The organism is Janthinobacterium sp. NKUCC06_STL (assembly GCF_019345455.1).
In the GTDB taxonomy this organism is placed as follows: Bacteria; Pseudomonadota; Gammaproteobacteria; order Burkholderiales; family Burkholderiaceae_D; genus Janthinobacterium; species Janthinobacterium rivuli.
Genome location: NZ_JAHKQY010000009.1, coordinates 162,461 through 180,149, shown reverse-complemented (window position 1 = coordinate 180,149; position 17,689 = coordinate 162,461). Strand labels below are relative to the sequence as shown.

General features: G+C 62.4%; 16 protein-coding genes. 7 read left to right on the top strand and 9 right to left on the bottom strand.

The genetic code is table 11. The annotated features are described in order from the left end of the window. Window positions 1-6 precede the first annotated feature (6 nt). Window positions 7-930 carry an ABC transporter ATP-binding protein gene (locus KO539_RS23795; protein ID WP_219312136.1) on the bottom strand — a complete coding sequence of 308 codons (924 nt, stop codon included), beginning with the start codon at window positions 928-930 and terminating at the stop codon, window positions 7-9. 9 nt (window positions 931-939) lie between these two features. Next, the gene (locus KO539_RS23790; protein WP_219312134.1) at window positions 940-1,350 is read right to left on the bottom strand and encodes a GntR family transcriptional regulator; all 411 of its coding nucleotides are present in this window, start codon (window positions 1,348-1,350) and stop codon (window positions 940-942) included. A 213-nt stretch (window positions 1,351-1,563) separates the two neighbouring features. On the opposite strand from KO539_RS23790, the gene KO539_RS23785 reads away from it, so the two are divergent. Continuing rightward, window positions 1,564-4,902 carry a DEAD/DEAH box helicase gene (locus KO539_RS23785; protein WP_257626422.1) on the top strand — a complete coding sequence of 1,113 codons (3,339 nt, stop codon included), beginning with the start codon at window positions 1,564-1,566 and terminating at the stop codon, window positions 4,900-4,902. Between the two features lie 115 nt (window positions 4,903-5,017). Here KO539_RS23785 and KO539_RS23780 read toward each other — a convergent pair whose 3' ends face one another. Both KO539_RS23780 and KO539_RS23775 read right to left on the bottom strand, forming a co-directional pair. Further along, window positions 5,018-6,436 carry a heavy metal sensor histidine kinase gene (locus tag KO539_RS23780; protein ID WP_219312131.1) on the bottom strand — a complete coding sequence of 473 codons (1,419 nt, stop codon included), beginning with the start codon at window positions 6,434-6,436 and terminating at the stop codon, window positions 5,018-5,020. After that, entirely contained in the window at window positions 6,433-7,143 is a 711-nt protein-coding gene (locus KO539_RS23775) for a heavy metal response regulator transcription factor (protein WP_219312129.1), read from the bottom strand. The genes KO539_RS23780 and KO539_RS23775 overlap by 4 nt, the downstream gene beginning before the upstream one ends. A gap of 138 nt (window positions 7,144-7,281) precedes the next feature. Between KO539_RS23775 and KO539_RS23770 the strand changes: the two genes are divergently transcribed. Beyond that, window positions 7,282-7,776, top strand: a complete 495-nt coding sequence (locus KO539_RS23770; RefSeq protein WP_219312127.1) for a heme-binding protein — start codon at window positions 7,282-7,284, stop codon at window positions 7,774-7,776. Window positions 7,777-7,787: 11 nt separating this feature from the next. After that, window positions 7,788-8,210, top strand: coding sequence for a hydroxyisourate hydrolase (uraH, locus tag KO539_RS23765; protein ID WP_219312125.1), 423 nt, complete (start codon window positions 7,788-7,790; stop codon window positions 8,208-8,210). A gap of 12 nt (window positions 8,211-8,222) precedes the next feature. Here uraH and KO539_RS23760 read toward each other — a convergent pair whose 3' ends face one another. After that, window positions 8,223-8,921: a glutathione binding-like protein gene (locus KO539_RS23760; protein WP_035822974.1), complete on the bottom strand. Its 699-nt coding sequence runs from the start codon at window positions 8,919-8,921 to the stop codon at window positions 8,223-8,225. 189 nt (window positions 8,922-9,110) lie between these two features. Here KO539_RS23760 and KO539_RS23755 point away from each other — a divergent pair, with 189 nt between their 5' ends. After that, window positions 9,111-9,536, top strand: a complete 426-nt coding sequence (locus KO539_RS23755; RefSeq protein ID WP_219312123.1) for a hypothetical protein — start codon at window positions 9,111-9,113, stop codon at window positions 9,534-9,536. Between the two features lie 4 nt (window positions 9,537-9,540). Here the strand turns inward: KO539_RS23755 and KO539_RS23750 are convergent, their stop codons facing one another. Then, complete coding sequence (locus KO539_RS23750) at window positions 9,541-11,187, bottom strand: methyl-accepting chemotaxis protein (RefSeq protein WP_219312121.1); 1,647 nt, start codon at window positions 11,185-11,187, stop codon at window positions 9,541-9,543. 313 nt (window positions 11,188-11,500) lie between these two features. Here KO539_RS23750 and KO539_RS23745 point away from each other — a divergent pair, with 313 nt between their 5' ends. Beyond that, window positions 11,501-11,866 carry a hypothetical protein gene (locus KO539_RS23745; RefSeq protein ID WP_219312119.1) on the top strand — a complete coding sequence of 122 codons (366 nt, stop codon included), beginning with the start codon at window positions 11,501-11,503 and terminating at the stop codon, window positions 11,864-11,866. Here the strand turns inward: KO539_RS23745 and KO539_RS23740 are convergent. Next, the gene (locus KO539_RS23740; RefSeq protein WP_219312118.1) at window positions 11,860-12,294 is read right to left on the bottom strand and encodes a hypothetical protein; all 435 of its coding nucleotides are present in this window, start codon (window positions 12,292-12,294) and stop codon (window positions 11,860-11,862) included. The two genes, KO539_RS23745 and KO539_RS23740, sit on opposite strands and share 7 nt — an antisense overlap. A 193-nt stretch (window positions 12,295-12,487) precedes the next feature. Between KO539_RS23740 and KO539_RS23735 the strand changes: the two genes are divergently transcribed. Beyond that, complete coding sequence (locus KO539_RS23735) at window positions 12,488-13,306, top strand: helix-turn-helix domain-containing protein (protein WP_374106482.1); 819 nt, start codon at window positions 12,488-12,490, stop codon at window positions 13,304-13,306. A gap of 45 nt (window positions 13,307-13,351) precedes the next feature. Here the strand turns inward: KO539_RS23735 and folE are convergent, their stop codons facing one another. Together folE and nudC are read right to left on the bottom strand one after the other, a co-directional pair. Then, the gene (gene folE, locus KO539_RS23730; RefSeq protein WP_035822985.1) at window positions 13,352-13,918 is read right to left on the bottom strand and encodes a GTP cyclohydrolase I FolE; all 567 of its coding nucleotides are present in this window, start codon (window positions 13,916-13,918) and stop codon (window positions 13,352-13,354) included. A 74-nt stretch (window positions 13,919-13,992) separates the two neighbouring features. Then, entirely contained in the window at window positions 13,993-14,829 is an 837-nt protein-coding gene (nudC, locus tag KO539_RS23725; RefSeq protein ID WP_219312116.1) for an NAD(+) diphosphatase, read from the bottom strand. Between the two features lie 293 nt (window positions 14,830-15,122). Between nudC and KO539_RS23720 the strand changes: the two genes are divergently transcribed. Further along, window positions 15,123-17,465: a catecholate siderophore receptor Fiu gene (locus KO539_RS23720; RefSeq protein WP_219312114.1), complete on the top strand. Its 2,343-nt coding sequence runs from the start codon at window positions 15,123-15,125 to the stop codon at window positions 17,463-17,465. The last annotated feature ends 224 nt before the right edge of the window (window positions 17,466-17,689 follow it).

Genomic DNA, 17,689 nt, shown 5'->3' with positions numbered 1-17,689 from the left:
TCTTTCTCAGGCCGCGTGCAGCGCGGGGTTAGCAGAGGATATATGGCCACGCGCCAGCAAGGCATTGATGGCACGGTCCAGGCCGACGGGCATGTTGTGCACGCTGCGCGCACCCAGCAGGCGCAGGCGCGCGGCAAATTCCGGCCCTTGGTCCAGCACCATGAAGTGGCTCAGGCCATCGATATGTTCGGTATGCAAGATGCCGGGCAGCACGCCGGTATCGGGTGGCAGAAAGGGAAATTCGGCCACCCACAGCAGTACCCGCTCGCACAGCACGTCCGGTGCGCACGCCTGCAACAACCGCCCGCGCTCGAGAATGATCAGCTGGTCGGCCACGCGCTCGATTTCTTCCATCTGGTGCGAGCAATAGATAATGGTCATGCCATCGCTATAGCTGCTTTCCATCATGGCCCCCAGGAACAGGCGCTTGGCCACCACATCGAGGCCCAGCGTGGGTTCGTCGAGGATCAGCAGTTCGGGATTCTGCCCCAGCGCCAGCGCCAGGTTCACGCCGGCACGTTCGCCACGCGACAGCTGCGCGATGCGCTGGCCTGGCAGTACATTGAAGTTGCGCAACACACTGCCATAGCGTTCCTCATTCCAGCCCGGATACAGGCGCCGTTGCATGGCCGTCAGTTCAGCGATCGTCAGCCACAGGGGCAAGGTGTGCTCCTCGTTGACATAGCCGATGCGTCCACGCAAGTCCGGCGTCAGCCGGGCGCAGTCACAACCGAGAATCCGGGCGCTGCCTCCGGTCGCCGCCTCGAAGCCCAGCAGCACGCGGAACAGCGAGGACTTGCCGGCGCCATTCGCGCCGACGATGGCATGGATGCCGCCGCGCGCCACGCTCAGGCTGAGCTGGTCGAGCGCATGCTTGTCCTTGAAGCGCAGCGACAACTTGTCGGTCTGCAAGATGGGTTCAGTCATCATCGGGCGCTCTCAGGCCGTCTTCCTGGGAAGACACAAGGCCAGCTCGCCTGCGACGCGCTCCAGGACCACGCCAGCGGGATAGTCGAGCGCGATGACGTCGCCGACGAAGCGGTTCAAGGCCTCGTCCAGACGCCGCGCGCGTTCCTCGTCGGACAGGCGCTGGCGCGGTGCGGCCACGAACAGGCCCAGGCCGGCGCGCGCATCGAGCCAGCCCTCCGCCGTCAGTTCGCTGTACGCCTTGGCCACCGTGTTCGGATTAATGCCCAATTGCAAGGCCAGGCCGCGGACACTGGGCAAGTTCGCGCCCAGCGTCAACTCGCCGCTGGCGATCAGGCGCCGTACGCCGTCAACGATCTGGCGGTGGATGGGACGCGGATCGCCTGTAGCGATCTGTAGCATCAAGGGACTACGACGGTGCATGGCATGACTCCACTGTACTATTACAGACAGTACAGTAACAGTGAAAATGACAAGCTGTCAACGACAATGATGTGTTCAAAGTTGCCAGCCGGCTTCTTTCTACTGACAGGCCCACTTTTTTTGCGGCAAAGCCCGCGCAATAGGCGAAAGTGCAAAACGTGCACCGCGCATACGCTTTACAATCCTCGCTCGCTTTACAAAATATTGGTCATCATGAATCAGGCAGAACAGCAGCGCCTCCTGGCTATCCTGGAGTATTGGCACAAGATCGAATTCTTTATCCCGTTTGACCTGAATCAAATCACGGACGTTGAAGACCAGTCCACCGTGCGTCTCCTGCACCGCGAACAGCTGGCGCAATTGCCGCTGCAGTTCGCCACGCAATGGCAAGTGCCATCCGACCGCGAGATCGACGGCTACTCGCTGTTCCTCGGCGTGTTCGACAAGGCCGAAATCAACAAGGCTTGCCCGCCGGCCAACGGCCCGGAAAACATGGCCGAAACAGAAAAAACAGAACTGCTGGGACGCTCGTGCTTTGCCCGCCTGAACCTCAATGCGCTGGGCGAGCCGCAGTTCGACCCCGTGTCCGTGTCGACCTTGCCGTGGGCGCTGGGCCGCGCCCGTACGCCGGACTGGTCGGGGCTGAGCCTGGACGCCTTCAGCGACAGCCAGCTGGCGCTGCAAGACAGCCTGCGTAACTTCGCCGCCGCTCGTGCCCCGCAGCAAGTGACGGACGAAGCCGGCAATGTCTCGTCGCCCCTGTCCGGCATGGAAATCGCGGCCCTGGCCGATCTGCTGCGCGACTGGGCCGGCTTCCATTCGTCGGCCGGCCAACCGCTGGCCGTGCTGCAAGTGCGCACGCGCAAGAAACGCGCTGCGGTCTCGGAAGCCGACCTGGCTGAAGCAAGCCAGAACCGTACGCTGGATTTTGGCGACGCGGTGGAACCAAGCGTCGACATTCTCAACAGTTTTTACCTCGATGACCTGGAACAGATCATCCGCGCCCTGCGTGGCGGCAAGCTGCCCGCGACGGTCGCCGCCTATCTGACGCCGCTGGCGCAGGATGAGCGCATCGATCTGTACAGCCCGGCCGGACGCCAGGCGCTGGCCGCCATGCTCAATCCGGCGAACATGAACCGGGGCCACTGGCTGGAAGACGCCAGCTACGCCATGAGCCTGATGCAGCAGTTCGCCATCCATGGCGCGCGCACGGGATTGAGCGAACGCGGCATCTTTTCCGTCAACGGTCCGCCGGGCACAGGCAAGACGACCTTGTTGCGCGAATTGTTCGCCGACAACATCGTGCGCCGCGCCAGCGTGCTGTCCTGCCTGGACCGCGCAGGCGACGCCTTCATCGGCAAGGTCGCCGTGGCCTTCGAAGGCGTGCGCGACCCGATCACCATCGCTCGCTTGCGTCCGGAACTGACGGGCTTTGAAATGGTCGTCGCTTCGTCGAACAATGCAGCGGTGGAAAACATTTCCGGCGACCTGCCAAAACCGAAGCAGCTAGGCAAGGAATGGGCGCGCACGCGCTATTTTGAAAGCGTGGCGCGCCGGGTCGTGGCCGACGGCAATGGCGCCAACCGCGCCCTGGGCGAGCAGGAAGCGCCGTGGGGCTTGATGTCCTGTGCGCTGGGCAATAGCGCCAACCGCCGCCGCTTCGTCAGCAATTTTTATGACGACGACTGGGACAAGACCACGGCGCGCAAGACGCCGAACGCGCAAAATATCCGCCAGTGGCTGGCCAGCTACCAGGGCGTCAGCTTCGCCCAGGCGGCGCGCGAGTTTCGCGAGACGGAACATGTGGTGGAAAAAGCCCTGGCCGAGCACGCCCAGTACGCGGCCCTGTGGCAAGCCGTGGGTACCTGCACGGAAGCCGATTTCATCGAGGCCAGCCAGCAAGCGCTGATCGCCGCTGAGCAAGAAATGGATGCGGCGAATGGTGCCCTGACCGGCGCGCTGGCGCAGCAGGACACCCTGCTCGCCAGCAAGAAGGAATTGCTGGAAGAGGAACGCCTGGTGGCGCTGACGCAACCGGGTTTCTTTGCCCGGCTGTTCGGAACAAAACCGGCGCGCGCCTACAAAGAGGCCGTCGTGGCCAATGCCGAGGCGCAACGCCAGGCCGCGCGCGACGTGTCCGCCATCAAGCTGCTGCTCAAAGGCGAGCTGGAGCCGCGCTGCGAACGCGCCCGCAACAGCCTGCACATCGCCCTGCGCACGGCGCAATCGCGCCAGCGCGAATGGGATGACAGCACGGAACTGCTGCGCCGCGCGCGCATGCGCTTCCCCACCATCATCGCGCCGGCCACCCTGGACGAGCTGGACGGCGACGCCCTGCAAATTGGCGGCCTGTGGCATGAACCGGCCCTGGCGCGCCTGCGCTCGCGCCTGTTCGCCAAGGCCCTGGCCCTGCATGAAGCGTGGCTGGCGGAAGTGGCAAAGAAAGGTGGCCCCGGCTTTGGCGGCAACTTGCTGGCCGTCTCAAAATTGCTGAAAAACAAGCGCTCCTATGACCAGTCGCACATCGCCATGGTCTGGCACAGCCTGTTCATGGTGGTGCCCGTCGTGTCGACCACGTTTGCCTCGTTCGCGCGCCAGTTCCAGGGCATGGGTCCTGAATCGCTGGGCTGGCTGTTCATCGATGAGGCGGGCCAGGCCGTGCCGCAAGCGGCGCTGGGCAGCCTGTGGCGCGCGAAACGTGCTGTCGTCGTGGGCGACCCGCTGCAGATCGAACCTGTGTTCACGGTACCTGGCCGTCTCGTGCAAACGTTATCCGCCCTGTCGCCGCACACGCAGGATGGCAGTTACGCGCCAACCTCCGTTTCCGTGCAAACACTGGCGGACAAGGCCAACCGCTATGGCGCGCAGGTCGGCGCCGGCAGCGCACAGCCGCTGTGGATAGGCAGCCCCTTGCGCGTGCACCGCCGCTGCGTGGAACCGATGTTTTCGCTGGCCAACAGCATCGCCTACGAAGACAAGATGGTCTACGGGCTGGCTGACCGCACGCCGCCGGCCAGCGCGCGGGGACTCACGCGTGGCCCCAGCCGCTGGATCGACGCCGTCGGCCCCGTCAGCTACAAGCAGGTCGTGCCCGTGCAGCTTGATTTCGTGCTGGAAGTACTGCTGAAACTGTATCGCCGCGACGGCAAGCTGCCCGACATGTATGTGATTACGCCATTCAAGGCCGTGCGCAACGAATTGCGCTCGCGCATCGTCGACATGGACTGGGACCGCCGCCTCGGCTACGGCAAGGCGCCGACGGCGCGCGAATTGCGCCAGTGGAGCAACCAGATGGTGGGCACCGTGCATACCTTCCAGGGCAAGGAACAAAGCGTGGTGATGCTGGTCCTCGGCGCCGACGACAGCACGGTCGGCGCCGCGCAATGGGCTGCCGCCACGCCAAACCTGCTCAACGTGGCCCTGACGCGCGCGCAGCACTATGTGTACATCGTCGGCAACCCGCTGCTGTGGGGACAGTTGCCGCACTTTGCGCCGGCGTGTGCGCAGTTGGCGCATACGGGGATGCATGAGTTTTTGGTGGAGATGGGTTGACGGCCCCATGACCATGCTTTACGGCGTAGGTCGGATTAGGTGGGGCCGCCGAGGTCCGCAGGACCGTAATCCGACAATATGGTTGGCGCGTGATGTCGGATTACGCGCTTGCGCGCTAATCCGACCTACAGTCCTCGAGCGGAAACACTAAAGTGAACGTCGTGGCGGCCGCATCCGACGCCACGCTCGCGCTGCCACCATGCAATTGCATGATGGCCGTGACGATGGCCAATCCTAACCCTGTGGAGGCGGCCGAATCGCTGCGGGCCGGGTCGGCGCGATAAAAACGCTCGAACAGGTGCGGCAAGTGGCGCGCGGGGATGGCGGGGCCGAGGTTACTCACGCTCAGTTCCACGCCCTCGTTCGTCGCGTGCGAACGCAGCAAAATCGTGCTGCCGGGCGCCGCGTGGCGGATGGCGTTCGACAGTAAATTGCCCAGCGCGCGGCGCAGCAGTTGCGGTTCGGCCGTCACATTGCCGCTGCCGTGGCAAGCCAGCGCCAGCTCGCGCTCCTCGGCCAGGCCTTCAAAGAAATCGGCCAGCCTTAAAAACTCGTCCTGTACGGGCAAGACTTGCTTGACGAGTACCATTTCATCCTGCTGCGCGCGTGCCAAAAACAGCATGCTGTCGATCATGCGCGACAGCCGTTCCAGCTCTTCCACATTCGACGACACCAGCTGTTCATACTCGTGTGCACTGCGGGGGCGGGCCAGCATCACCTGGCTTTGCCCCAGCAGATTGGTGACGGGTGTGCGGAATTCATGCGCCAGGTCGGCGGAAAACTGCGACAGCCGCGCATAGCCTTCCTGCAAGCGCGCCAGCATGGCGTTCAAGGCCTGAATCAAAGGCAGCAATTCGGTGGGCGCGCCGCGTGCATCGAGCTGCTGCTCCAGCTTGCCCGGCCGCACAAGGGCCGCATGGGCCGCGATATTGCGCAGCGGCCGCAAGCCCCGCAGCAGCATCAAGCTCGCCAGCAGTGCCGCCACCAGCGCGCTGACGGCCACCGAGACGACGATCTGCCAGCGGTAGGCGGCAAACATGGCCGTGCGGTCGCCGTAGACCCGGGCGACGGAAATGTCGGCCATCTGCGCCGGCTCGCCAATGCGCGCGCTGGCAGCCACCACCCTGGCCGGATAACCGTCGCGGCTGATCCAGCTGACGATGGCGCTGTCCGTCACAGGCGCATCGACGGCGACAGGAACAGCATGCGCCACCGTCTCGCCGTTCGGATTGACATCGATCAAACGCGTGCCATCGGCGCGCACGATGCGCACCAGGGAGTTCTCTTGTCCGCTCATGGTGTCGCGGAAATACTGGGGCCGCTCGCGGATGATGTCGAGAGTGCCCGCATTACCGAGCAATTGCTGGATCTGCCGCAGTTTACCCAGCAACAAAATATCGTCGCGGCGCTCGATTTCCGCCACAAAAGAGCGGTACAAATGCATGCCCAGCCCGGCCGACACGAGGGCCACGATCAGCACGAAGACGAGCGTGACGCGCAGGGTCAGCGAGCGGCGAAGTTGCGCCAGTTTCATGCGGGCGCGCCGCTGTCAGCCACCGTGGGCGCGCGCAATTCGCAGACATAGCCCATGCCCCGCAAGGTGTGGATCAGCTTGGGTTCGAACGGGTCGTCGAGCTTGCTGCGCAGGCGGCGGATGGCCGCGTCGATGACGTTGGTGTCGCTCTCGAAATTGATGTCCCACACTTGCGAAGCGATGATGGAACGCGACAAGACTTCGCCCTGGCGCCGCGCCAATAAATGCAGCAAGCCGAATTCCTTCGCCGTCAGGGTGATGCGCTGGCCTTGGCGGCTGACCTTGCGTTTCATCACGTCGATTTCCATGTCGCCAATGCGGATGACGTCGTCTTCGCGCGGCGGCCCGCGCCGCAGCAAAGTGCGGATGCGCGCCACCAGTTCGGCAAACGCGAACGGTTTGACCAGGTAATCGTCGGCGCCCAGCTCCAGCCCCTTCACGCGGTCCTGCACTTCGTCGCGCGCCGTGAGGAAAATCACGGGCACGTCCGCGCCGCCTTCTTGTAGCCGCAGCGCGCGCAAGACTTGCCAGCCGTCCATGATGGGCAGCATGACGTCGAGCACGATGAGATCGGGGGACTCCATACTTGCCATGTGCAAGCCGTCACGGCCATTGCGCGCCAGGCTCACCGTAAAGCCGGACTCGGCCAGGCCGCGCAGCAGATAGTCGCCCGTCTTCGGTTCGTCTTCGATTACCAGGATGCGCATGGCTACTTTCTAAAAGAATATAAAACCATTTTACGCCCCGTGCAGACGGCCGCGGATGATAAAAATGTCATGCGGCGATCATCTTCTCGTAGGGCAACACTGGCCATACTGGCGTCACTTTACTCAACGGACAGCCACATGAAAACCCTGTTACTCGGCAGTACCCTGCTGTGCCTGCTGGCCGGTCCAGCCCACGCCCAGCTGCGCAAGGTCGATGATCTTTCTCTGGCGGCGGCCAACAAGCTGGCCAACGCGGCCATGGCCGCTTGCCAGGCACAAGGACGGCATATCGTCGTTACCGTACTGGACCGTGGCGGCAATATTGTCGCTGTGCAGCGCGCCGATGGCGTCGGACCGCACAACACGGATGCCAGCCGGCGCAAGGCCTACACGGCCCTGTCGACGAAAAACGATACCCAGGCGCTGGCCGTGGCCGCGCGCGACAACCCCGACATGGCCAATTTGACGACACTGCCGGAACTGTTGCTGCTGGGCGGCGGCCTGCCCTTGCGAACCAAGGGCGAAGTAGTCGGCGCCATCGGCGTGGCCGGTGGCGGCGGCGCCCTGCAAGACCGGGCCTGCGCCCATGCCGCCCTGGCCGCCATTCCTGAACTCGATTCCCCAACCCTTTGAAAGACGCAACGATGACCTATTTGAAAAAAATCTCCGCCGCCCTGGCCTTCGCCAGCCTGTCCGGCATGGCCCTGGCCGCCGCCAATCCCTTGAGCGTGCACATCCTCGACTTGCAGAGTGGCCTGCCGACGGCCGGCGTGACGGTGACCCTGGAGCAAAAGCAGGGCAAGGGGCAGGACAATGACTGGAAACAACTGGCCAGCGGCGTGACGAATGCGCAGGGGCGCATCGCGGCCATGTATCCGGTGGATGCGCCCATGCAGGCGGGCGACTACCGTATCGTGTTCAAGACAGGCGAGCACTATGCCCGCCTGAAGCAGGAAACTTTTTTCCCGGAAATTCCCGTGCAATTCCACGTGGAAAAGACCGAGCAGCACTATCACATCCCGCTGCTGCTCAGCCCTTTCGGTTTTTCCACGTACCGGGGAAATTAAGCTTAAACAATGTCAGCCGAGCGTCTTCGCCGTCTGCCCGAACAGCACGCTTTTCGCGTCGCCGCTGACGGTCGGCTGCACATTGATTTCCGCCGCCCGCGCATATGCGCGCACGGTGGCGGGACGGGCGGCAATCGCGGCGAACCAGCGCGCCAGGTGCGGGAAATCTTCCAGTTTCTGGCGCTGACGCTCGTGCGGCACGATCCACGGGTAGATCGCCATGTCGGCGATGGAATAGCTGTCGCCGGCCACGAATGCGCGGTCCGCCAGGCGCTTGTTCAGCACGCCATATAGCCGGTTCGTTTCATTGACGTAGCGCGTAATCGCATAGTCGATCGGTTCGGGCGCGTATTGCACGAAATGGTGGTTTTGGCCTGCCATGGGGCCGAGGCCGCCCATTTGCCAGAACAGCCATTGCATGACTTCGGCACGTCCCCGCACGTCATCCGGCAGGAATTGTCCGCTTTTCTCGGCCAGGTATTGCAAAATCGCGCCCGACTCGAACAGGGACAGCGGTGCGCCGCCATCTTCCGGCGCCTGGTCGACGATGGCGGGGATGCGGTTGTTGGGCGCGATGGCAAGAAACTCGGGCTTGAATTGCTCGCCCTTGCCGATATGCACGGGAATGAGCTTGTAGGGGATGCCCGCTTCTTCCAGGAACATCGTCACTTTGTGCCCGTTGGGCGTGGTCCAGTAATACAGGTCGATCATCGTGGTCTTTCCAGGTAGATAAGTAGGGGCAGGCGCACTTGGCATAACTATTGTCGCGCCGCAACTGATATGCATGGATATAATGCCACGTAAGCGAAAAACAAGACGGCGCCCAGGCAGCGCAAGCGCCCACTCTCGCCGCAAGAATTGAACGCCGCCATTCCCGAGAACCATCAACGAAAGCCGACCATGCGCAAACTCCTGATCGTCACGCTGTCCGTCCTGCTGTCAGGCTGTGTCCAGGACTTCGCCATCTACATGTTCGATGGACAGGACCATTCCCTGACCGTGCGCCGCCAGCAACGTTATTTTTGGCAAGATACCGTGGAAGTGCAGCTGATGGCGACCAATCTGCCGCAATGCCAGCGCCTGCATACCCTGTCGACGGATGCACCGGCCGACATCACGGTCGAGCTGTTTGCGGCCGGCGATGGCCTATGGAATATCCGCATGGGCAAGCAGTTGTGGCAGGCGGAAACGAATACCTGCAATGAACTGACGGAAATGGAAAACGACCCGAAAGCCGACCTGGGCCAGCCGGTCGGGCAATACGTGGTCGTTGATGACAAGCTGGAATTCGAACCGGCGCCGCAAGCGGCAGCGCCAGCCCAGTAAAACCTTAGCGCGCCGCCAGGCTGCGCAGCGGCTTTTTCGCCACGGCGCGCGGTGCGCCAGCCGAAGTGGCCGCCAGGCGCGGCGATGTTCCCGGCTCCTGCGCCGACAGTTTGAAGCGCGCCACCAGTTGCGCCAGCACGGCCGCCTGGTCCTGCATGCTCGACGCCGCTGCCGCCGCCTCTTCCACCAGTGCCGCATTTTGCTGCGTCACGCTATCCATTTCCGTGATCGCCTGGTTGACGTGGCCGATGCCCGTGCTTTGCTCGTGCGAGGCGGCCGTGATGTCGGCCATGATGTCGGTCACGCGCGAGACGGAAGCGACCACCTGATCCATGGTCGTGCCCGCCTGTGCAACGAGGGTGCTGCCAGCCGCGATGCTGTCGACGGAAGCGCCGATCAGTTCCTTGATTTCCTTCGCCGCACCCGCCGAGCGCTGCGCCAGATTGCGCACCTCGCTGGCCACGACGGCAAAGCCGCGTCCCTGTTCGCCTGCGCGCGCCGCTTCCACGGCCGCGTTCAAGGCCAGGATATTCGTCTGGAAGGCGATGCCATCGATGACGCCGATGATGTCGACGATCTTGCGCGACGAGGCGTTGATGGTGTCCATGGTGCCGATCACTTGCGCCACCACGGCGCCGCCCTGGCGGGCCACGGCGGAAGCGGACTGCGCCAGTTCATTCGCCTGCACGGCGTTGCCCGCGTTTTGCGTCACGGTCGAGGTCAATTCCTCCATCGAGGCGGCCGTTTCTTCCAGCGAACTGGCTTGCATTTCCGTGCGTGCCGACAAGTCCATATTGCCGCTGGCAATCTCGCTCGATGCCGTGGCAATCGTCTCGGCGCTGTGGCGGATTTCGCTGATCGCATCGACGAGGTTGGTTTGCATGGTTTTCATCGCGTACAGCACGCTGTGGCGGTCGTTCGCATGCGTGCGCACGACGCCGCTCAAATCGTTATTCGCGATCTTTTCCGCCACATCGGCCGCATACTCAGGATCGCCGCCCAGCGCATGGCGCAAGCTGCGGTTGATCACCACGACGACGCCCGCCAGCAGGCCGCACACCAGCACCAGCACGCCCAGCGAGGTCAACAGCGACTGGCGGAAGGCCGCGTCGATATCGTCCATGTACACGCCCGTCACGATGGTCCAGCTCCATGGCTTGTAAGCCACCACGCGGCTCATCTTCGGTTCGGGGGTCTTCTGGCCGGGACGGGGGAAATAATAGTGGACGAAGCCCTTGCCCGCATCGGTCTTGCCGACGGCCACGATGTCGCGGTACAGATAGGTGCCGTTGGCATCTTTAAAGTCCGACATGTTCTTGCCATCCGTTTGCGGCGCGGCGGGATTCATCACGACGACAGCGTCGAGGTTGATGATGGACAAATAACCGGTCTCGCCGAAACGCATGCTCTTGATGACGGCCGTGGCCTGCTTCTGCGCTTCTTCCTTCGTCAGGGCGCCGCTGGCGGCCAGGTCGCCGAACATCTTGACGGCGCCCAGGCCCAGGTCGGCGGCATTGCTCAGGTCGGCGCTGCGCTCTTCGATGCGGATCTTGCGCACTTCCAGGGCGTTATAGACAAAAATAACGGTGATGCACAACAGGCTGCAAATCAGGGGAATCCATAACTTCTGCTGGAACGTCAATTTCTTCATGCTGTGTCTCCAACTCTCTATTGTGCGGCGAAGGGGTGTGGCCCGCTTCCTGCCCGGCTGGCCAGAAATGCGGCGGCGACGGTGCTCTGGCGGCACCGTTCAGACGACTCCAGCATACGCTCGAACGACCGATATTTACAATGCCGGGAAGCAATGATTTTTGCCCGGTGTTGTTAATGCGTTGCGACAATTGATGAGAATTGATGCTGCATTGCAGTAAAAAAGCCTGCAGATAGGGGCGGCAAGGCAGGCGGGGGGGACGTGCCTGTGTCAAAATGCACGCCATATACTTGATGAATCACGAAAGCACAGCATGACCAAGAATGAAGCCATGAAACGCATCAACGACCGCCTGGGCAAACCCACCCTGACGGACAAGAACACGCATTTTTCCAGCGTCGCCAGCTATGGCACGGACGAAGGCTGGTGGCTGAAGATCCCCTTCCTGACCTTCAAGCAGGAATTGCATTTCATTCTCAACAATGAGAAAACGAAAAGCTTCCAGCACCTGAAAATCGGCGCCAACCAGATCCTCAGCCCCGGCATGAAGTTCCGCAGCACGGGCGGCGCGGCTGACGCCTTCATGTCGGCCTCGGCGCCGAAACGCCTGGTCGACTTGCTCGACGGCGGCAGCAAGTACAACTTCACAAAACATTTCGTCAACGACTACCGCTACTGATGCGTGGCCGTGCCGCCATTGCCTGACGGCAGTTGTGACGGCAGCCACGCGTGCAGCAAATGCTGCGCGATGTCGAGCGCGTCGTCGCGGCTGGTGCCGAAATGCAGGGGATAACCCCAGAACTTGCCGAACATCACGGCAAAAGCCTTGCCGGCCAGGCGCTTGGCGGCGCTCGGTTCAACCAGCACCATGCCCTGGATATACGCGCGGATGGCCGCCTTGTTCTGCTTCATCCAGAGTGACGCCCGCTTGCGCTCTTCCTGCGGGTGTTCATGCCCCTCCTCGTCAAAACCTTCCTCGCTGAGAATGACAAACGCCTGGCGGCGCGCCAGCAGCGCGTCAAACTGGGCAAACAGAATATCGGGCTGGACAGGCGCTGCCTCGCGGCGCATCCAGACGAGGGGAAAAGTGGATAGATCAAGCTGCATGGTGATGACTCCTTCGGGGGTTGCCGTTCCTCCTTACCTTCATCAGAACACTGGCGGCGGCGGTTGCCGTTGAAGCGGGGCTGCGGATCAGCACACGATACCGATGGCGCGGCCGAACGTCATTGCATAAAATAGCCACAATATTATTCAATCCAGCCAAAGCGTCCCCATGCCCCATCTATTGCAGCCCAGCATGCTCACCACCGAGTTGGGCCTGGACGCCACCGCCTCGCTCATGGATTTCGACGTCGATGGCGTGTTGCGTCCGCTGCTGGCCGTGGGCCTGGCCAGCGTGCCCGAGGAGGCGGAGCAGGCGCCGCACCAGCACCGCAAGGGGCAGTTGCTGTATGCCACGCGCGGCGTGATGCATTGCAAGGTGGAAAGCGGTGTGTGGATCGTGCCGCCCCAGTGCGCCGTGTGGATACCGGGCGGCCTGATGCATTCGGCGCAGGGCGTGGGCGAAGCGGAGTGCTATTGCCTGTTTGTCGAGCCAGCCATGGCGCCGGCCTTGCCCACCGTTTGCTGCACCGTGGCCGTTTCGCCGTTGCTGCGCGAACTGATCGCCAAGGCGGCCGGTTTTCCTACCCTGGCCGCGCTGCAGGGCGCGCAGGAACGCCTGGTGCTTACCCTGCTCGATGAATTGGCGGCCGCGCCCGTGGAAGACTTGCATTTGCCGATGCCGCGCGATGCGCGTTTGCGCCGCCTGGCAGCGCTGCTGCTGGCGCAGCCCGCCGATAAAAGCACCCTGGCCGAGTGGGCCAGCCGCATCGGCATGAGCGAGCGCAGCATGACCCGCCAGTCACTCGAGGAAATGGGCATGAGCGTGGGCCGCTGGCGCCGGCAATTGCACGTCATCCTGGCCTTGCAACGGCTGGCGCAAGGGCGCAGCGTGAAAGCGGTGGCGCTGGAACTCGGCTATGAAAACACCAGCGGTTTTGTCACCATGTTCCGCAAGGCGGTGGGCAAGCCGCCGGCGCGCTACCTGGCGGAGCGGGAGTCCGGAAGAATATAAAAAAAGGCGGCATATGCCGCCTTCGTCCCGCATCGTCGCCGAAGATCAGACTTCGCGCGCCAGTGCCAGAAACTCCGTGCGCAGCGCCAGGTTCGGCTGCATCTCGCCCAGCATGGCCGAGGTGATGGTTTCTTCGCCCGGCGTGCGGATGCCGCGGCTTTCCATGCACAGGTGGCGGCAGCGTACGACCACGCCAACCGATTTCGGTTCCAGCACTTCCATCAGGGCATTGGCGATCTGCATCGTCATGCGTTCCTGCACTTGCAGACGCTTGGAGAAGCAATCGACCAGGCGCGTCAGTTTCGACAGGCCGACGATCTTGCCGTTGGGCACATAGCCGATGGTGGCCTTGCCGAAGAACGGCGCCAGATGGTGTTCGCAATGGCTGTAGACGGGGATGCCGCGCACGACGATCAGCTCGTTGTACTGTTCCGCGCCATCTTCGAAGGCTTTCAGCAAATCCACCGGGTCCTGGCCATAGCCGGACGTCCAGTGCTTCCACGCCTTGGCCACGCGCGCCGGCGTTTCCAGCAAGCCAGGACGCTGCGGATCTTCGCCAAAGCTGCTGATCAGCCGGCGCCAGTCGTTTTCGGAGAATTCTTCTTGAGACATGCTACACCACCCTAAAATTTTCAATTGCCGCCAGTATATAGAAAATGCGGCAAGCTGCCCGAGCAGCTCCCGCTTTACGGCACTGCCGGCGGCCGGTGCGCGCCCACCAGCAGCGCGGAAATCGACACGCTCGAACTCGCTTCTGGCCACGCATCGCCGGGGCCGAACCAGCGCGCCTCGGCGATCTCGTTTTCATCGAGACGAATCTCGCCATCGAGGTAATCGGCCGTAAACGCGATCATCAGCGAATGGGGAAATGGCCAGGACTGGCTCATGAAGTACTGCAAGTTATGCACGCGCAAGCCCACCTCTTCCATCACTTCGCGGTGCACGGCTTCCTCGATCGATTCGCCCGCCTCCAGGAAACCGGCCAGCGGACTGAAACGCTGCGACGGCGAGTGCTTGTGCATGGCCAGCAGCACCTGGTCGCCCTTGCGGATGAGCACCATCATGGCGGGCGAAATGCGCGGATACGCGAGCATGCCGCAGGCGGCGCAGGTGAAGCAGCGTTCGCCGCGCGTGCGCTGCATGGGCGTGGCGCACACGCCGCAATGGCGGTGCGTGCGCGCCCACTCGGCCAGCTGCACGGCGCGGCTGGCCAGGCCCAGGAACGCGTCGTCGACGGCATTGAACAACGAACGCATGCCGTGCCAGGCCAGGCCGGCGCCCGGCGGCAACTCTTCGTCCGTCCAGACCGTCTGGCAATAGCGGCCCTGCCACAGGCCCACGGGCTGTGCGCGGCTCAGGTCGATATCGAGCGCGGCCGCCTCGGCGGCAGTGGGCAGGGTCAATTCGGGCGTGCGCAACAATAAACGTCCGCGGTGAAAGACAAACGTCAGCGTCTGCTCGGCGGACGGGGCCGGTTCGGGCGCATCGATCAGGGGGACAAAGGCATCGGGAGTCTGCAGCATGCTTGGCGTAACTAGTAAAGGTTGCTCATCATACTCCCGCCGGCGGAGCCTTGCGCGCATAGCAGCGGCCGGGGCGCAAAGCAAGCATTCATGGGCCATGACAGTGTTTTTTTTGCGGCACACCCAATCCGTTGCGTAAACGATACTGATAACGATTCTCATTTACGAAATAGCGCCCAGTTATTACAATACCGCCTATTCCGTCTCCATCGCCAGCCACTTGCCTGCGTGCCCAAGCACAGCGGCGCAGAGCCAGCCAGGAACCACTACCCTGACCTTATCGAGAGAGCAAGATGGCAATCAAGAGCCGCAAACACGCCCCAACCCGTTTCAACCAGCACATCGGCGCCGCCCTGGCCGTGATGCTGCTGCCCGTCGCCGCCCAGGCGGCCGACCCGGCCGGTCAAAGTGCCCCGGCATCGCAGCAAATGCTGAACGAAGTCAAGGTCGTGGGTTCCAAGGAAAACGACTTCAAGGCCGAAAAAGCCTCGTCGCCGAAATACACGGAAGAGCTGGTCAATACGCCGCAAACCATCGTCGTGATCAAGAAGGAATTGATCGAACAGCAAGGCGCGCTGACCCTGACGGAAGCGCTGCGCAACACGCCAGGCGTCGGTACCTTCTTCCTCGGTGAAAACGGCAACACGAACACGGGCGACGCCGTCTACATGCGCGGTTTCGATTCGTCCGGCAGCATCTATGTCGATGGCGTGCGCGACGTGGGCTCCATCTCGCGCGACGTCTTCAACATCGAACAGATCGACGTATTGAAGGGCCCCGCGGGCACCGACAGCGGCCGCGGTTCGCCGACCGGCTCGATCAATCTGGTCAGCAAGACGGCCACCATGGAAAACAAATTCAATTCGCTGCTGACGGCGGGCAGCGGCAAGCAGAAACGCGCCACGGCCGACTGGAACCGCGTCCTCGACAGCGATACCGGCACGGCCTTGCGCCTGAACCTGATGACGCAGGACAGCGGCAACGCGGCGCGCGATGAAGTCAAGAACAAGCGCTGGGCCTTCGCGCCCACCGTCACCTTCGGCATCGGCAAGCCAACGCGCATCACGGCCAGCTACCTGCACGTGGATCAAAACAACGTGCCCGACGGCGGCGTGCCGACCATCGGCTTGCCAGGCTACTCGACGCCGGACGTCGCCACGAAGGATAAACCGATCATCCGCAGCTACCTGAACAGCGCTGCCAAGGTCGATCCGAAGAATTTCTACGGTTCCACCTCGGACTACGACAAAATCAAGGCCGACATGGGCACCTTGCGCATCGACCATGATTTCTCGTCCAACGTGCAGCTCCAGAACACCACGCGCTACGGCAAGACCCAGCAGGACTACCTGCTGACGGCCTTCATGGGCAGCGCCGGCAACCTGAATACGGAGACGAACGGGGTGATGCGAGACCCTTCGACCTGGACCCTGGCGCGCTCGCTGCGCACCGTGAAGGACCAGGAAAACACGATCCTGACCAACCAGACCGTGGTCAGCGCGCAATTCGACACCGGCGTGCTGAAGCACTCCTTGGTGGCCGGTGCCGAGTTCACCAGCGAAAAACAGACCAACTACAGCTATGTGCCAGCCAGCCTGGGCACCTTGCCGGACGCCAATCTGTATAATCCGAATCCACGCGACACCGTCACCGGCCACAATCCCGTGCGCAGCGGCGCCTTCACGGAAGGCGAAGTCAACACGCAAAGCCTGTATGTGTTCGACACCGTCAAGTTCGGCGACAAGTGGATCTTCAACGGCGGCGTGCGCTTCGACCATTTCAACACCACGTATGACGCCGTCGCCCTACAAACGGCCGTGGGCAAGGATCAGGTACAAAAACTGCCGGTCGGCACGCCGATTCCTACCCATTTGACCCTGAGCGACACCCTGGCCAACGGCAAGATCTCGGCCATGTACAAGCCGACGCCGGACAGCAGCGTGTATGCCTTGCTGGCCACGTCGAAAGCGCCACCTGGCGTCAACTTCGCCCTGAGCGCCGCCGCCAACAGCGCGCAAAACCCGAACTATGACCCACAGGAAACCATCACCAAGGAAATCGGCACCAAGTGGGACTTCCTGAAGCAAAAGTTGTCGCTGTCGGCCGCCGTCTACCAGACCACCGTCAAGAATGAAGTGGAACAAGATCCGGTGATCTCGACCATTTATTACCAGACCGGCAAGAAGCGCGTGCAAGGCCTGGAACTGGGTGTGGTGGGCGAGATCATGCCGAACTGGCTGGTCAGCGCCGGCTACACCCGCATGAATACCAAGGTCGAATCGAACAAGGTCTTCACGGCCAGCGGCGACAAGAGCCTCACCTACACGCCAAAACAGGCGTTCACCAGCTGGACCTCGTACACCCTGCCATTCGGCCTGAAGATCGGCGGCGGCGCGCGTTACGTGGGTGAAATGCTGCGCGGCACCGATGGCGCCGTCGGCACGCCGGCACGCGTGGATGCCTACTGGGTCTTCGACGCCATGGCAACCTATACCGTCAACAAGAACCTCGACTTGCAGCTGAATGCCTACAACCTGGCCGACAAGACCTATGTGGCGGCCATCAACAAATCCGGCTACCGCTACACCCCAAGCCAGCCGCGTTCGTTCAGCCTGACAGCGAATATCAAGTTCTGAAATCAATAGCATAGAAACTGCGCCACATCGGGCCCCTCTTCGGAGGGGCTTTTTTATTGTCCTGATAATCTTGCCCTTTTGGGCCTACCGCCACCCGCCGCGACTAGCGTATGAAAAGTCATACAGCGATGCGCTTGCGCGTCCAATATTTCGCGCAAGCGTGCAAAGTTGCAACATCCTAGCAACAAAAAATCGACCTTAAATCAACAACTTAAGAAGTTATG

Excerpts from the sequence above, each read along its gene's own strand:
- KO539_RS23795 (WP_219312136.1), bottom strand. The coding sequence starts at position 930 with ATGATGACTGAACCCATCTTGCAGACCGACAAGTTGTCGCTGCGCTTC.
- KO539_RS23790 (WP_219312134.1), bottom strand. The coding sequence starts at position 1,350 with ATGCACCGTCGTAGTCCCTTGATGCTACAGATCGCTACAGGCGATCCG.
- KO539_RS23785 (WP_257626422.1), top strand. The coding sequence starts at position 1,564 with ATGAATCAGGCAGAACAGCAGCGCCTCCTGGCTATCCTGGAGTATTGG.
- KO539_RS23780 (WP_219312131.1), bottom strand. The coding sequence starts at position 6,436 with ATGAAACTGGCGCAACTTCGCCGCTCGCTGACCCTGCGCGTCACGCTC.
- KO539_RS23775 (WP_219312129.1), bottom strand. The coding sequence starts at position 7,143 with ATGCGCATCCTGGTAATCGAAGACGAACCGAAGACGGGCGACTATCTG.
- KO539_RS23770 (WP_219312127.1), top strand. The coding sequence starts at position 7,282 with ATGAAAACCCTGTTACTCGGCAGTACCCTGCTGTGCCTGCTGGCCGGT.
- uraH (WP_219312125.1), top strand. The coding sequence starts at position 7,788 with ATGACCTATTTGAAAAAAATCTCCGCCGCCCTGGCCTTCGCCAGCCTG.
- KO539_RS23760 (WP_035822974.1), bottom strand. The coding sequence starts at position 8,921 with ATGATCGACCTGTATTACTGGACCACGCCCAACGGGCACAAAGTGACG.
- KO539_RS23755 (WP_219312123.1), top strand. The coding sequence starts at position 9,111 with ATGCGCAAACTCCTGATCGTCACGCTGTCCGTCCTGCTGTCAGGCTGT.
- KO539_RS23750 (WP_219312121.1), bottom strand. The coding sequence starts at position 11,187 with ATGAAGAAATTGACGTTCCAGCAGAAGTTATGGATTCCCCTGATTTGC.
- KO539_RS23745 (WP_219312119.1), top strand. The coding sequence starts at position 11,501 with ATGACCAAGAATGAAGCCATGAAACGCATCAACGACCGCCTGGGCAAA.
- KO539_RS23740 (WP_219312118.1), bottom strand. The coding sequence starts at position 12,294 with ATGCAGCTTGATCTATCCACTTTTCCCCTCGTCTGGATGCGCCGCGAG.
- KO539_RS23735 (WP_374106482.1), top strand. The coding sequence starts at position 12,488 with ATGCTCACCACCGAGTTGGGCCTGGACGCCACCGCCTCGCTCATGGAT.
- folE (WP_035822985.1), bottom strand. The coding sequence starts at position 13,918 with ATGTCTCAAGAAGAATTCTCCGAAAACGACTGGCGCCGGCTGATCAGC.
- nudC (WP_219312116.1), bottom strand. The coding sequence starts at position 14,829 with ATGCTGCAGACTCCCGATGCCTTTGTCCCCCTGATCGATGCGCCCGAA.
- KO539_RS23720 (WP_219312114.1), top strand. The coding sequence starts at position 15,123 with ATGGCAATCAAGAGCCGCAAACACGCCCCAACCCGTTTCAACCAGCAC.